Annotated in this window: 6 protein-coding genes and 2 pseudogenes; 2 read left to right on the top strand and 6 right to left on the bottom strand. The window is 49.9% G+C overall.

Annotation, left to right across the window (positions count from 1 at the left end):
• Nucleotides 1-7,607, top strand: a 7,607-nt coding sequence (locus ACWA6V_RS04975) for an Ig-like domain-containing protein (protein WP_449521449.1), incomplete at its 5' end; no start/stop codon positions are given.
• 96 nt (nucleotides 7,608-7,703) lie between these two features.
• Nucleotides 7,704-8,033 carry a hypothetical protein gene (locus ACWA6V_RS04970; RefSeq protein WP_310073643.1) on the top strand — a complete coding sequence of 110 codons (330 nt, stop codon included), beginning with the start codon at nucleotides 7,704-7,706 and terminating at the stop codon, nucleotides 8,031-8,033.
• 94 nt (nucleotides 8,034-8,127) lie between these two features.
• Here the strand turns inward: ACWA6V_RS04970 and ACWA6V_RS04965 are convergent.
• The 6 genes and pseudogenes from ACWA6V_RS04965 to ACWA6V_RS04940 all read right to left on the bottom strand — a co-directional run.
• Nucleotides 8,128-8,748: pseudogene (locus ACWA6V_RS04965) on the bottom strand (EAL domain-containing protein); the annotation flags it as partial.
• Nucleotides 8,749-8,877: 129 nt separating this feature from the next.
• Nucleotides 8,878-10,041 (bottom strand): annotated as a pseudogene (locus tag ACWA6V_RS04960) (LapD/MoxY N-terminal periplasmic domain-containing protein); the annotation flags it as partial.
• A 74-nt stretch (nucleotides 10,042-10,115) separates the two neighbouring features.
• Entirely contained in the window at nucleotides 10,116-10,676 is a 561-nt protein-coding gene (locus ACWA6V_RS04955) for a transglutaminase-like cysteine peptidase (RefSeq protein WP_449521448.1), read from the bottom strand.
• Nucleotides 10,677-11,023: 347 nt separating this feature from the next.
• Entirely contained in the window at nucleotides 11,024-11,743 is a 720-nt protein-coding gene (locus ACWA6V_RS04950) for a GntR family transcriptional regulator (RefSeq protein WP_449521447.1), read from the bottom strand.
• Between the two features lie 573 nt (nucleotides 11,744-12,316).
• Complete coding sequence (locus ACWA6V_RS04945; RefSeq protein ID WP_449521446.1) at nucleotides 12,317-14,884, bottom strand: DUF349 domain-containing protein; 2,568 nt, start codon at nucleotides 14,882-14,884, stop codon at nucleotides 12,317-12,319.
• A 37-nt stretch (nucleotides 14,885-14,921) separates the two neighbouring features.
• On the bottom strand, nucleotides 14,922-16,860 hold a 1,939-nt coding region (locus tag ACWA6V_RS04940; protein ID WP_449521445.1), incomplete at its 5' end, for an FAD-linked oxidase C-terminal domain-containing protein.

The following is a 16,860-nucleotide window of genomic DNA, read 5'->3' as shown; positions in this document are numbered from 1 at the left end:
TGACTACTGATGAGGATGTGCCGGTCAATGGCCAGGTAGTTGCGCAGGATATCGAGAATGACACTCTCAGCTATGTTGTATCTGGTCAGCCCGCAAACGGCACAGTGGTGCTCGACCCAGCCACAGGTACTTTTGTGTACACGCCGAATGCCAACTACAACGGCGGCGACAGTTTTATCGTGACGGTGAGTGATGGCAATGGCGGTACCACTACCAGTCTGGTTACTATCGGTGTTAATCCGGTGAATGACGCACCGGTCAGCAACGACCAAAGTTTGGTGACCGATGAAGACGTGCCAGTTAGCGGTCAGGTCGTTGCCAGCGATATCGATGGCGATACCCTTGGCTACACGGTTTCAGGCTCACCGACTAACGGCACAGTGACGCTCAATCCTGTGACTGGCAGTTTTGTCTATACACCTAACGCCAACTACAACGGCGGCGATAATTTTGTCGTCACCATCAGCGACGGGAAGGGCGGTACTACTACCAGTACCATTACGATTGGAGTCAACCCGGTTAACGATGCACCGGTTAGCAGTGACCAAAACCTGAGCACGCCGGAAGACACGCCGATTACTGGCCAAGTTACGGCGACTGATATCGACGGCGATACACTGGGTTACGCGGTATCCGGCCAGCCAACTAACGGCACAGTTACGCTTAATCCAGCGACCGGCGGTTTTGTGTATACCCCGAATGTGAACTACAACGGCAGTGACAGCTTTGTGGTCACCATCAGCGATGGTAATGGTGGAACTACTACGAGCCGCATCAATATCGGTGTAATGCCGGTGAACGACGCGCCGGTAAGCAATGATCAAAATCTGACTACGCCAGAAGATACCCCCTTGCCTGGTCAAGTGGTTGCGAGCGATATCGAAGGCGATACGCTGGCCTATGTGGTATCTGGCCAGCCAGCCAATGGCACAGTTGCGCTTGATCCTGTGACGGGCAGTTTTGTCTACACTCCCGGCAGTAACTACAACGGCAGTGACAGCTTTGTCGTCACCATCAGCGATGGCAATGGTGGCACGACCACCAGTTTCATCAACATCGGTGTAACGCCGCTCAACGATGCGCCAGTTTCCAGCGACCAGAACCTGACGACACCGGAAGATACGTCATTGTCTGGCCAAGTCGTTGCCAGCGATATTGAGGGCGATACGCTTGGCTATGCGGTATCCGGCCAACCTACCAACGGCAGTGTCTCCCTGAATCCTGTCACCGGCAGTTTTGTGTACACACCGAATGCCAACTACAGCGGCAGCGACAGCTTTATCGTCACTATCAGTGATGGCAAAGGGGGAGCTACTACCAGCCGCATCAATATCGGTGTAACACCGGTAAATGATGCCCCTGTATCGAACAATCAAAACCTGAGTACGCCGGAAGATACCCCCATCAATGGCCAAATCAGTGCTTCTGATATCGATGGTGGCGCACTGGGCTACCTTATTTCTGGCTCACCGGCCAACGGTTCGGTCACCCTGAATTCTGCGACCGGTAGTTTTGTTTATACTCCGAATGCGGGCTACAACGGCAGCGATAGTTTTGTTGTCACTATTAGCGATGGCAATGGTGGTACTACCACCAGCCGTGTGAATATCGGTGTAACACCGGTAAACGACGTGCCTACTGCAGGTAATCTGAATCTGACCACCGATGAGGACGTGCCCGTCAACGGCGCCATTAGTGCGAATGATCCCGATGGCGATACCTTGTCTTACTCAGTCACCGGCAGCCCGGCAAATGGCACTGTGGTATTGAACCCTGCAACGGGTACATTTACCTATACGCCCAACGCCGGATACGGCGGCAGCGACAGCTTTGTGGTGAGCGTTAGCGATGGTAAAGGCGGCGTGGCGACCAGCACAGTCACTATTGGCGTTAACTCGCTCAATGACAACCCGGTTACCAGCGACCTGAACCTGACAACGGCGGAGGATACCGCTGTCAACGGTGCTATCAGTGCCACTGACCCTGAGAGTGATCCCCTTTCTTACAGTGTGACCGGTAATCCTGCCAACGGCACTGTGGTGCTGAATCCCGCAACCGGTACATTTGTTTATACCCCCAATGCCAATTACAACGGCAGTGACAGCTTTGTAGTTACCATCAGTGATGGCAGTGGCGGCACAACGACCAGTAATGTAGTGATTGTCGTCACCCCGGATAACGACGCGCCCACGGCGACTGATCTGAACCTGACGACCGATGAAAATGCACCAATTAACGGGGCTATCAGTGCTAACGACCCTGATGGCGATGCGCTGGCCTACACCGTTACCGGAAACCCGGCGCAGGGCACAGTGGTGCTGAATCCCGCGACCGGCACTTTCACTTACACGCCCAATTCGGGCTACAACGGAAGCGATAGCTTTGTGGTTACCATCAGTGACGGCAATGGTGGCTCCACGACCAGTACGGTGAACATTGGCGTGAACCCGGTTAACGATGTGCCTGTTGCCAATGCCGATAGCATTAATGTGGCGGAGGGTGGGGTTGCCACTACCCTGGTGGGCGGGGCAACCAGCGTATTGGCCAACGACACAGATGCCGATCTGGATCCTCTCACCGCAATCCTGGTCAGTGGTCCGGCCAACGGAACTCTCACGTTGAATGCCAATGGTACTTTCAGTTATCTGCACAACGGCTCTGAAACGACTACCGATAGCTTTACCTACAAGGTTAACGATGGAACCGAAGACGGAAATACGGTCACCGTCAATATCAATGTCACACCAGTCAACGATGCGCCAATTACCGTTGCGGACAGCATCGCTGTTAATGAAGGCGGTACTGCGACGCTGCTTGAGTCGGGTGCCACCAGTGTGTTGGCTAACGATTCGGATGCTGAAAACAGCCCGCTGTCGGCGATTCTGGTTTCTGGACCCGCGCACGGCACACTGACGCTGAACGCGAACGGTACCTTTAGCTACACCCACAACGGTAGTGAAACCACTAGCGACAGCTTTACCTACCGCGCTAACGATGGCACCAGCAATGGCAACATTGTTACGGTACAAATCGCGATTACCCCGGTGAATGATGCCCCTATCGCGGTAAACGACACAGCCAATGTTGACGAAGGTAGCTCGGTCACAGTGGCTGTCCGTGCTAACGACTCAGATCCCGAAGGCGGCAGTCTAACGGTGGTCTCTGTGAGTCAGGGCGCCAATGGCTCGGTTGTTATAGACGCGGTTACCGGAAATCCGATCTACACCCCGAACGCCGGTTTTTCGGGTAATGACAGCTTTACCTATACCGTCGAAGACCCATCGGGTGAGATCGCCAGCGCGACGGTCAATGTAGTGGTCAAAGCCAATGCCCCCAGCGTGCTTGTGCAAGACCTCAATTCCGGCCCTGAAGATAACGATGTCACCGGTAATGTGCTCACCAACGACACTGACGCAGATGACACCCTCACCGTCGCAAGCTTCCAGGTCGCCGGATTAGGCGGTTTCACCGCTGGCCAGACGGCGCTTATCGCCGGTGTAGGAAGTCTGTTGGTGAATACCGACGGTTCCTACGTCTTTGATCCAGTGGCCGATTGGAATGGCGCGGTCCCCCAAGTGACCTACACAACCAACACTGGTTCTTCCAGCACTTTGGATATCACCGTTACGCCAGTGAATGATGCTCCCGTTGCTGTGGACGATTTTTATACCATCAATGAAGACGAGGCTTGGAGTATGCCTCTACCGGCTTCGGGTCTGGTCACCAATGACTCTGATCCGGATGGCGATTCAGTAAGGGTGGTCATCCTGGAGAATGCCGTCAATGGTACATTGAGCGTTGTTTCAGGAAATCTGGTATTCACGCCGACCACTGAGTTTAGCGGCACAGCGAGCTTTGATTACCGTATCACCGACGACAATGGTGGAGTGGATAAAGGCACCGTGTTTATCAATGTGGTGGCGGTTGATGATCCAACACAGGCGATTGATGACGCAAAAACTGTTGCTGAGGGCAATAACGCCACCGGTAATGTGTTGACCAATGATGTTGATCCGGATACCACCCCGAAGGTTGCCACCTTCGTGATCAATGGCACTACTTACAATGCCAATGACAGTGTGACCTTGCCGGGAGTGGGCCAATTCACTTTGCTCGCAAATGGCGACTATACCTTTGAGCCGATTGATAACAACTTTAATGGTGCTGTACCGACGGTGACCTACACCACCGACACTGGTGCGAACGCAGACCTGAATATCACGCTCACCCCGGTGAATGACGCACCTGTGGCGGTAGACGACACATTTACGATTACCGCGAATACCACGCTGTCGCTGCCTCTGCCCTTGTCGATTCTGGTCGCCAATGACACAGATGTGGACAACGATAGTTTGCGTGTTACCACCGTGACCTCTGAATCCAACGGCTCCCTCCAGGTCGTTGGTGGAAACCTGGTGTTTACGCCGACACCGGGTTTCACAGGCGTTGCCAGTTTTACCTACATAGTGACGGACGATAAAGGTGGAGTTGACTCTGGCAGGGTCAATATCAACGTAGTGGCCGCGCCTAATCAAGCGCCCGAAACCAACGCGCTCAATGTCTCTGGCGATGAGGACACATTGATTACTATCAACCTTGCTGGCAGTGATAGCGATGGTTCGGTCGCGGGCTATGTCATTAAATCTCTGCCAGCGAATGGTCTGCTTTATAGCGACGCCGCTATGACCACCCTGATTGCGGTTGATGATCTGGTGAGTGGGCCTGTCTACTTCAAACCCGATGCTAACTGGAATGGCTCCAGCCAGTTCGACTATGCTGCGCGCGACGACAAAGGTCTGGATGATTCGACCCCGGCTACTGTGAACATTAGCGTGAATGCTGTCGCAGATGCCGCCGTGGTAGGCAGCGGCGCAGGTACTGTGAAAGAAGATACGCCGGCTCAATCCACTGCGGCAGGAACCCTCTCCATCACAGATCCGGATGCGGGCGAAGAAGGCTTTGAGGTGCAATCCAACACTGCTGGAACCTACGGCAGTTTCTCCATTACCAGCACCGGTGACTGGACTTATAACATCGATAACAGCAAAACCAACGTCCAACAGCTCAAAGAAGGCGAGACCAAAACCGAGACATTCACCGTCAAGAGTATCGACGGCACCACCAGCTCAGTGGTGATTACTGTCACTGGTACTAACGATGGTCCAACGGCAGTGGCGGACACCGGCACAACCCCGCGCAATAATGGCTTGACCTTTACCCCTTCCGAATTGCTGGGTAATGATACAGATCCTGATGGCGACATCCTGACGATCGACTCAGTGCAAGGTGCGGTAAACGGCAACGTCGCTCTCGTCGCCGGCAATGTGGTGTTTGTCCCTACAACTGGCTATTCCGGTCCTGCATCGTTTACCTATACTGTCATTGATGGCAAAGGTGGAAGCTCTACTGCCAGCGTGGATATCACCGTGGTGAAACCCAATACCGCGCCTGATGCAAATGACGATGCGGCAGCATCTACAGGCTCAGGCAATATTGGGTTGGTGTCAGAATACTTTGGTTACAACGATCCAGCTAACGGTTCAAATCTCACCAATCTTCAACAGATCAATACGTTCATCAATGGTCGTACGCCTGATGCGACTTTTGTGGCCAAAACGTTCGATTATGGAAATACCGCATTCAATAACGGTCTGGGTAATGGTACTAACCTGCAGTCATTTCTGGGCAGTGATGCAGCCAGCCTGAGTGCTGACCCCGCCACCACAACTGATGCGATTATCCGTATGCGTGGTTTTGTTGAGCTGGGTGCCGGCACCTACAATTTCAAAGTCACCGCTGATGACGGCTACCAAATCCGGGTCGATGGAGTAGTGGTGGCAGAGGTTAACCAGAATCAGACAGTCAAAACAACCATCCACAATCTATTTACGCTAACTACTAGTGGTTTGCATACTGTTGAAATTATCTATTGGGATCAGGGGATTTCAGCGCGTCTTAAACTCGAATTGAGTGATGATGCCGGGACAAGTTATGACCTCCTCTCGTCTATCCCCACGTATAAAAATGTCATTTTCTCAGCGGTTGAAGATACTGCACTTGCCATCCCCGCCAGCTCTTTGCTGGGCAATGATACCGATGCGGACGGCGATACCCTGGTTATCCAAAGTGTACAGGGGGCGATAAATGGCACCGTCAGCCTGGTGGCGGGCAGTGTAGTGTTTACACCAGCAGCGAATTACAGTGGTCCCGCGAGCTTCACCTACACCATTAGTGACGGTAAAGGTGGCACCGATACGGCAACAGTCAATCTGGTGGTGGCACCAGTGAATGATGCTCCTACCACTGTGGCCGATTCAGCGATAGCCGCTACTAATGGCAGCGTGAGTATTCCTATTGCTACATTGTTGGCCAATGACAGCGATCCAGAGGGTGAGGTTATTAGCTTTGTCAGTGTACAAGGCGCTGTTAATGGTACGGTGGCGGTGTCTGGTAATAATGTAGTCTTTACTCCGACAGCCAACTACGAAGGTCCTGCCAGCTTTACTTACACGGTCCGGGATCCTTTGGGCAACAGCAGCAACGGTTCGGTAACGGTTAATGTCGGGGCTGCTTCAGCACCTTCGGTTGCGGTATTGAAATCTGTGCTGGCCTTGGCACATGGCACTGGCGGCACTAGTGTGAAGTTCCCAATTATGACCTCATTGGTTGATACCGACGGCTCTGAAACCTTGTCGATAAAAATCAGTGGTGTTCCAACAGGCCTCAGCTTTAACAATGGAACCAATTTGGGTGGCGGGGTGTGGCAATTTACCACCGCCGATTTGCCTAATCTGACGTTGAATCTCCCTGGCAGCTATACCACAACGAACACTAGCTTAACGGTACAAGTCACCGCTACTGAAGCCACCGGTGGGTTTACGGCGTCCACTTCCACTACTGTGGCCTTAAGAGCGGACTACACCACGGTAGACATTACAACGACTGAAAGTGGCAATTACACCGGTAATTCCGCTAATGAATACATTCAAGGTGGTAGTGGGAATAATACGATCAGTGCAGCTAACGGCAATAACGTGGTTTATGGTGGCGATGGCAATGACACTATTACCTCTGGTTCAGGCAATGACGTCATTTTTGGTGGGAATGGTAATGACACCATTAATAGCGGCGTTGGCACTGACCGTATTAGTGGTGGCGCTGGCAACGATACCATGAGTGGTTTTGCTGATAATTTTGTGGATGTATTCGTCTGGGGCTTGGGCGACCAAGGTGCGGCAGGTACTCCGGCAGAAGACACCATCAACAATTTTGTAACCACCGCGGCGGGCGGTAACACCAATGGTGGCGATGTACTCGATCTGCGCGATTTGCTCCAAGGTGAGCATGTTGGGGCAAGTAACGGTGCTGGCAATCTGGCTGATTACCTGCACTTTGAAATTTCCGGTGCTAATACGATTATCCATGTTAGCCACACCGGTGGATTTAGCGGTGATTCCCATAGCGTAGGTGCAAGTTATACTGGCTCGGCAGAGACACAAAAAATTACCCTGACGGGGGTGAATTTGCAAAGCCTTTACAGCGGCGCCACAACAGACCAACAAATTATTACGCAGTTGCTCAACAACAATAAATTAATTACTGATTAATGTATTGTTGCTGTTAAAAGTAAAATTCCCGCACTAGCTGTGTACTTCAGGTGCGGGATTTTTTCTGGGCGTGTCAATTTTTTGGGAGAGGGGAATATGTACATCAAACGCAATGAGGCAGGCGAGTTAATTGCTATCAGTAAAATTGCCGGGAGTGATTTTGTCGAAGCCGTTGCTGATGATGCGCAGGAATTGTTGGCATTTATCCAACAGGAAAAAACTGCCGAGCAGTTGGCGCTGGAGCAGACCGACCAAACCATGGCGCGGGTATTGGAAGATGTGGTGAATTTGTTGGTAGAACAGGGTGTAATTCGCTTTACCGATTTGCCCGATGCAGCGCAGCATAAGTTGCTTAACCGGCGTGAATTGCGCGGTAAACGCCAAGGGATTTATTTGTTGGATGACGGCGACAATTTGCATTTGTAATTCGTGTGCAGATTGTTGCGAGTGGTTTGCATGCTACATGATATTACTGTAAAAAAACGGTGCAGCTTAAACTGCGCCGTTTTTTTTCCCGGGTTTAGGTGATGTTTGGGCCAGTAAGACCATCCACACCAATTTTCATCAGTGTTTGTTGTTCCGCATCACTGTGCACACCTTCCGCAATCATCACAATTCCCAGTGAGTGCCCCAGCGTGCAAAGGCTTTGCACAAAGGTCTGGCTGCTGAGGTTGTTATGAATATCGCGAATAATTGCGCTGTCTATTTTTAAATAACCCAATCCCATCGACTGTAAATTGCCAAATTGGGTGAACTCCAACCCGACATGTTCCAAACCAATCCGGCAGCCCAAACTGCGCAGCCGTGTTGAAAATGCACGCAATTCTTCCAGATGGCGCAGCATACAAATTTCAGGAAACTCGAGCCATAAGCGTTTCGCCTGGTGCGGTTCATTCAGTAAGAGCGCCAGAACTTGTTCGCGAAAATTAGCGCTACACAGTGCCGCCGCGGAGATATTAATCGCCAGTGGGCCAGGTGCGTGGCCAAGTTGTGTCAGCGCTAATTTCAGCACCGCGAGATCGACATCCGGCATCAACCCCAAGCGCACTGCCCAAGGCATAAAATAACCAGCTGGTTTGAGTTCACCATCCAACGCCAGGCGCACTGCAGTCTCGTTGTGGAGTAAATCCCCATTCGTATTGCGCACAGGGAATTGTGCCAACACAATGCCCTGCGTGCTTAACGACTCTGTAATAGCGTTGCGCCATTCCGTTAAATTGTGCTGTACATAATCCAATTGATCATTGGCAAGTGCGATAACGGCGCGGTTACCTTTTAATTCCGCTTGTGCTAATGCACCATCCAGTTTGTGCAACAGCTCATTGCGTTTGTCACTGCTACTAAAACTGCACAGTGCCAACGGCAGGGCAATTTTATCGAAACCGCCAGCAATCAATTGGAAATTCAATTTCTGCGATACATCGGCACTGAGAATATCGATGGGGGTGTCAGTGGGAATCAGCAAGGTAAAATCACTGCCGTTCAAGCGGCCAGCATGACTGTTGGCATATTTATCCTGAATATCACTGAATACACCGGCAATCGCGCGTAATAACTGGTCGACTTGTTGGTGACCTAATTGATTGTTAAGTTCATTCAAGTTCATTGCGCGCGCTAACACAATAATGCCGCGTTCCTGAGCATCTTCACGCGTGAGCTGGGTGTCCAGTAAATTTAAAAAATGCGTGCGGTTGGCAAGCCCTGTGAGTGAGTCGGTTTGCGATTCACGGCGCAGCAGCTCAAGCTGACGCGCTTCTTTATCAAGCATTTGTTTAACGCCTTGTGAAAGCGTATTCATCGCGCGCACCAAGCGTTGGAACTCTTTGGTTTTGGGTTCTTCCGATATAATAAAGCGGCGCTCACCGATGGCTTCCGCTTGATTTACCACTAAGTCCAGTGGGCGCGATATATATTTCAAAATAAAACTGCCAACTAAACCACTCAGCAATGTTGCGCAGATAAACCAGTCTAATAAATCGCGAGTGTTTTGCCAGAGGGCTTCCAGTGCATAGCGCGAATGGCTTTTTACCACTAGCGTCCCCGCTTGCTGCCAACCGTCTTGTACTTGTGCAATGCCAGGGGCTACGTTGAATTTTACGCGCTCGGCGAACCATTTCGGCACAGCATTCTTTTCCGGATTGGTATCATCAAAATTGCGCGCAACTATGGGTTTCTCATCGGCATCTTGAAAAATAATATATTCGTAATGACCGGCATCAAATTGTGCGGTGATCAATAGCTCCAAGGTAACAGGATCTTTGTCCGGCATTTGTGATATCGACAGCGCCAAGGAGTTGGCATTATCAATATTTTTTAAACGCAGCTGCTCCTGCAAGTAGGTTTTGGCAGTAATAGTGCTAATCACAAAGTTGCCACCGAGCACCAGTAGCAAGAGCACAATAATTCCAATCCATAATTGTTTAATTAATGACATTGTTATGGCCTTTCGCATTTATCGTTTTGGTGTTGTTAGATAATATGTTTGGCGGAGCACTTTAGAATCCATCCTCAAAATCCTTCCTCATTGACACGAGCTAGTAGATCGCGCCAGCGCGATAAGCGTGCTGTGGGATCAGCAGTTGTTGATTGGTTACCTACCCATAGACCTTCGCTGTTGAAACTAAAAACCGGGCGTAAATCCGGGCGTTTATTGGCGGGTTCAATGGTATTGAGCAAGCTGTCTAGAATCAGTGGGATCGCATCGGGTGTAGGGTAGTATCCCAGCACCATATGGGCTTGGAATATTTTACTCTGTGGGCCACCAATTTGTGCTTTAACGTAGATCAGGCGTAACTGCTCATTGGCAACGCCTAACTGCAACAAGCTGAGATATTTTGCGATGGTGTAGTCTTCACAGTCACCGGCGCGTGTACCCATTACTTCCAGTGGAGTAGCCCAGTAATCGCTTTTTTTCCACAGCATAATGTCCTCTGTGTAACGAACATTACGATTAAAAAATTGATTTACCTCGATGAGTTTTGTTTCAGGAGTTGCATTGTTGGCGCTAGTCAACATGCGCCTCCATGATTCCAGTAACACAAGGCCATCGTTACCGTAGCGTGTCTGCATAACTTGTTGCATTTTATGCGGATCTATATCAGCCGATACAAAGAATGAAAACAGAAATACTATTAACACAGATTTTCGCAAAAGAGCGGTGCGTAAGCACACTTTTACTTTCCTTGGCATGTTCGTGCGGAAGTAACTGCGTTCAGGCCGGAGCACGAGTCAGCTCCAGTAGATGTGGTGTTGGGAATTGGTTGTAAGGCATGTTTGCGTAATGGTTGTCGGCAGCATGCTTTGGAGTATAGCCAGTGTTTTGAAAAATGCGTCTTTAAATTCAATTGCTTAGGAGATTTACTGAACAGAGTCGCCTGGGTAAGACGGCTCGGTTCTGTTATCAATGAGGGGGTTAGCTAAATAAAATATTCCGGATGTTCGTGCGGGATCACTTCCAGAATATTGTAAACATCTTTTAGATGCACACTCATTGCTGCTGCTGATTTATCCGCAGAGCCCGCTTTAATTGCCTTGATAATCGCAGCGTGTTGGTTAAGTACACGCTTGTATTGGCCACTGACATGCAAGCTCAGGTTGCGTACGCGATCCATATGGGCTTTTTCTGCTTCAATGAATGAAGCAACGCGTGGGTATTGGGTAAAACTGGCGAGGGTTTGGTGAAAGTGGTCGTCAAGATTTTGAAAGGTGAGTGCATCATCCTCAGCTGCTGCTGCTTTTTGGTCAGCAATAATTTTTTCACAGGCCTCGACAGCCTCCAGACGAATAGCTTCATTTGAGTTAGTGGCGAGTTGGGATACTACCGCAACTTCCAATGCTTCGCGGATAAAACGTGCTTCCAGGATTTTCTCCATACTGAATTTGGAGACATAAGTCCCGCGCTGGGGCAGAACTTCAACAAAACCAATATTGGATAATTGAATCAGCGCCTCGCGCACCGGTGTGCGGCTGACGCCAAATTGCTGTGCCAGTGCTGTTTCTGAAATCATTTGGCCGGGCAAGAGTTCCATACTGATAATGTCATCGAGAATAAAACCAAATATCAGGCTGGCCGCCGGGAGGTCATATGAGAGTCCCCTGGTTTCCGGGCGCATACTAATTAAAGACTGTTTCGCCACTCTCTATCTCCTCTGGAAAAATCACCCCACTGTGATCGGCAAGTGCGGGCGTAAAGATGGATTGTGCCTTGTTACGCGCCGCTATGCCATATCAGTTTACGCGTGCCTCCTGTGCCCGGCAAAAGGATTCTTGTGCCAATTGTCGGACAAAATTACTTATTGGTGAAAAATAATCCATTAATGGAACGGGAGGTGGGTATCATAAAGTCATTTTGACAAAAAGCTTGACCGACTAGTATGCAAGGGGTAGGATTCAATCAATGTTCACTGCACTATCGACAGGGTAGTGGACAGGGGTTGTGTTTGACCTTCTTCTGGCGGATTTTTTCCGCCAGTTTTTTTAAGCTTATCGTTGTTGTTGGGAACCCCTTTGCATCGAACTGTTATTCAGAGTAGTTCTTTGTAAAGTCCTCCTTTGTATAGTTGTTTGACCTCTCCTTTATAGCAGCCCCTGGATAGCAGCGGCTGCTTTTTTATTGTCAGCTAGTTATGTGGAATATTTCAGTTGGCAATAAAAAAGCGAGCAGGGTAGTACCCGGCTCGCTTGGGATAATAGTTATCTTCGATGTCGTCTTAGTTTTTTACGTCTTGCGCCCTGCTGCTATTAAAGCGTGCTAGTAATGATGCGTAGGTTGGTGTTGCGACTCCGCCCAGTGCAACCCACTCCAATACCAGAGGTTCAAAGCTGCTGTCGCGTTGCCCAAAAGCCTGCTGCATTTGTTTGACTTGATAGGCCATGCGCGCTTGTTTGTCTTCTGCCGGACTTTCTTTCCCCGCCAAAATTTCGGCGCGAATCGTCAGTGTGTGCAACAGCTCTGTGTTGGCAGCTTGATTGGCACTGGTAATAGCATCTGCTTTAGCCAAACGCTGTTGCACCAAGCTAAATGTGCCGGTAGGCCAGCGCGGTGTATTGGCGATAAGTGTTTCCAGATTGTTTTTTTGAGTCACCAGGGTTTCACTGGCTGTTTGCGCGATGACTGCCAATTCGTATTCGCGCAACGCATTGAGTGCATTAAACAAATCTGTCCAGCTCTGCTCTTCTGCCTGGCTGCGTGCGCTGTCGCGTTTGGTGGCTATAGCGGCAATGCTGGCATTGAATTTATTCTGCAATGCCTTGCTCGCTTCTTTGGGTAAGTCCAATGCGAAAAATTCTGTTTTTAAGGATTCGATTTCTGCCTTTGCCGCGTTGAGTTGTTCAAGTGATTGCGCGGCGAATTGATTAAGTTGTTCGATCAATTGTTCGGCTTGTACGGTAATCGCTTGACGCTGTTCTTTTGCCGCTTCGAATGCCTGGTTACGCAGCGCAAATACCGCATCGCAATGTTTGCGGAATTCCTGCCAGAGCTGCTGATCTTCTTTATGCCAGCTTTTGCCAATCGTTTTCCACTGCGCTTGCAATTGTTTTATGGTTTCAGTGGCCGCACGCGTATCAACCGCACTGGCCAGAGTTTGTCCTTCGTCGATCAAGCTCTGCTTGGTGGTTTTGTTGTTTTCGTACTCGCTGGTGATTTTGCCAAACAGTTGCTCCATCAGATTTTCAAATTCTTTTTGCAATTCATTGCCCGCTTTGCGCGGTACTGGCCAGTAGGTTTGCCATTCGGCACGCGCGGTTTTTAAGGTTTGCTCAACATCTTTCCATACGGCGTTAGCAAAATCGTAACCTTGCAGATATTGTTGCAATTGACTGACTAATTCGCGGCGCTTGTTAAGGTTGTTTTCGCGCTCTGCTGCCTGCGCTTCAAAAAATTCTTTACAAGGGGCGTAGGCCACAGCGGAAGCTTGTTGGAATTGTTGCCAGAGTTCATCGTCTTGTTGTTGCACGCCTTTGCTCACTTCTTTCCAGCTGTCTTGCAACTCGTGGATTTTGGTGGCGAGGTTTTCAGGGTTGATGCTACTGGTCGCGAGTGCTTGCATCTGGGTAATCAATGCTTCTTTTTTTGGAGTCACTGCAAACTCGTGCCAATCGCCAAGCTTCGCTAGCTGTGCTTCAAAATCATCGAGTTTGGCTTGTATACCTTTAGGGATTTCGCTCAATTGCGCGCGCTTTTCGTGCAATTCTTTTTGGATGGCGCGGGCTTTGCGCACAAAACCTTGCTCTGCCGCCCACAGGCCTTTGCGTGCGAGTTCACTGAAATCGCGCAGGGCATTTTTAGCGGCCTGCTCGGTCTGGTGGTGCCGGGCCCAGATGGGATCCAGCTTTGCTTTTGCTTCACTTAGGGTTTCCGGCAGTTCCTCGCCGAATTCCTTTGCGGACTTAATAAGTTGCTGCAATTTTTGCTGCGCGTTTTTAACCGTATCTGAATCTTCAACTTGATCAAGTTTTTCTGCTAATTGTTTGACGGTGCCGGAGGTTTTGATTTGGTCGATTAAATTCAAGGTTTGTTGTTTACGGTGTTCGAATTCTTTGGTGAGCTTATCCAGCGGCAACTGGCGATTAGTTGCCAAACGCACTGCATTTGCTAGCTCCTGAATTTTTAATTCGTAGTTTGCATTAACCAGTTCATCGACATGGCTTGCGCGGTACACCTCGCCAGCGAGTTGTTTGAGGCTTGCATAGGCTTCTTCAGCCAACTGCAATGCCTGTTGGTCAAGCGAGAGTTTTTCTTCTTCATCGGCGATGGCTTGGGCGCGTGCAGCAATTTTCGCTTCGCAGGCGGCGAGGGCGGTTTGGAAATGAGATTGAGCGGCGGTGGATACTTGCCCCAACGCATCCCATTCGTTTTCTAACACTGTCACTTTTGCTTTCAAGAGCGAATCTGCTTCAAAGTGGGAGTGGCGCTCCAATTTTTCGCAAATACGCAAGGCACTGGCTTCCAGCTCTGCCAGTTTTGCATCTTCTGCCTTGAACAAATCCAACTTCGTTTTGACAATTTTGAATACGTTTTTGTCTTTGGTTTTCACTGCTTTAGCAAGTTGTTCCAGAATTTCACGGCTGTGAATCTTTTCCGCAGCAGCTTGGCGCAATTGGCTGGTCGCACCATCGCTGGCGAGTTTTAACAGCTCGCCCTCGTCGCTGGTTTGTTCAACGATATCCAGCGTAATAACCGGTTTTGGCGGCTTTATTTCGGCGACCGGAATGGGTACTACTTTGGTGGGTTCAACTTTAGGTTTGGCACCAAACAATTTGCGTAAAAGTTTCATAGTCGTGGCTCGTCAGTCAGTGAGGGTAGTGGGTTTGTTAAATCAATTGTTGCAATAAAATTTGTACCGGATGCGGCAGTTTTACATTGTCGATCCGTTTGGTCTGGCTGCGGCAGGAATAGCCGGTGGCCGTTAACTTGCCTGCATTAGTTGGATTGTTAACAACTTGTGACCAGGAGAGCGAGTAGATTTTTTTAGAGGTTTCTACATTGCTGCTCTCATGGCCGTAGGTTCCGGCCATACCGCAGCAGCCGGTTTCGATCACTTTTAGTTGTTGGCCGAGTTTAGCAAAAACAGTTTGCCAATCTTTGACCGAACTCACTGCGTTAGTTTTTTCGGTGCAATGCGCGAGCAGTGAAAATTCCGCTGCTTTGAACTCGCGTGTCTTGCCCGCAAGTTGCTCGCTCTGTTGCGCGAGCCACTCCTGGATTAATTGCACTTTTGGTGCGTTATCGCCCAGCACTTTTTTGTATTCTGCGCGATAGGCCAGTGTCATTGCCGGTTCAATACCCATTAACGGAATGCCGGATGAGGCAAGGCCATTCAGCTGGGTTGCGTTGGTATCAGCTGCTTTGGCAAAGGCTTTGAGAAAGCCGTGAACCTGCAGCGGTTTGCCATTGGGTTTGAAAGGCGCGAGCATTGGTACAAAGCCGAGTTTTTGCAGCAGTTTGAGGGTGTCGATTACCAGCGGTGTTTCGAAATAACTGGTGAAGGCATCTTGCACCAAAATCACAGCCTTGGTTTTTTCGGCGGGTGTTAGCTGCGCAATATTTTCCAGCGTCGCATAATTGACGCCGAGTTTTTCAGCCGCTTTGTGCAGACTTATGCCGGTGAGCAGTGGGCTATCAACCATGCCGATAAAGCGCGCCATAAACTTCTGCATAAACTGCGGCTTCATCATCAGGTTGTAGGCCCACGGCATTTTAGCGAGTGTTGGAATCATAAATTCCAAGCCGCCGATAAAATAATCCTTGAGTGGACGCAGATAGCGGCTGTAATACAGTTCTAAAAATTTCGCGCGGAATTCAGGCACATCTACTTTAATGGGGCATTGTCCCACGCAGGATTTACACGCGAGGCAACCAACCATGGATTCATGCACTTCATGGGAGAAATCATATTCGCCGTTGCGTTTGCCCAGGGTGTTGATGACGCGGCCAGGTAAATTGAACAAGAAACTCGCACGTTTTAATTTTTTGCTTTCGTCAATCGCACTAACACCGCGTTCGCTCATTTGTTTGAGCCATTCGCGCATTAATGATGCACGGCCTTTGGGCGAGTGTTTACGCTCGCGTGTGCCTTTCCAACTGGGGCACATAGCATCGTTGGGATTCCAGTTGTAGCAGAGACCGTTGCCATTGCAGTGCATGCCTTCGCTATAACCTTCCCAAACTTGCACAGGAATTTTTCGATCTTGCTGGCCACGCGTAGCCACTTCATCGATTTTTAATAATTTGATATCGGCAGCGGGCGTTGCAATTTTTCCTGGGTTTAATTGGTTGCGCGGATCAAAGGCTGCTTTGATGCGTTGGATCTGCGGATACAGCTCGCCAAAAAAGGCGGGCGCGTATTCGGAGCGAACTCCTTTGCCGTGTTCACCCCACAAGAGGCCGTTATATTTTTGTGTTAGTGCAACAACGCGATCAGTGATGATACGCACCATTTTTTCCTGCGCCGGATCTTTCATATCCAGGGCAGGACGCACATGCAATACGCCTGCGTCGACATGGCCAAACATACCGTAAGTCAACTTGTGCTCGTCGAGCACCGCGCGGAATTCAAAAATAAAATCGGCAAGATTTTCTGGCGGAACCGCAGTGTCTTCGACAAAGGGAACCGGGCGGATTTCGCCTTCTACGTTGCCGAGTAAACCTACGGCTTTTTTGCGCATGCCCCAGATTTTATTTACAGCGTCGTTGCCCCAGGCGATGGAGTAGCTGATGCGGCCGGTGTTGGTATCCCGCGCTGCGCTGTCG

The organism is Cellvibrio sp. (assembly GCF_053579595.1).
The sequence above is the reverse complement of the archived record's forward strand: the minus strand, read 5'-3'. Positions and strand labels throughout refer to the sequence as shown.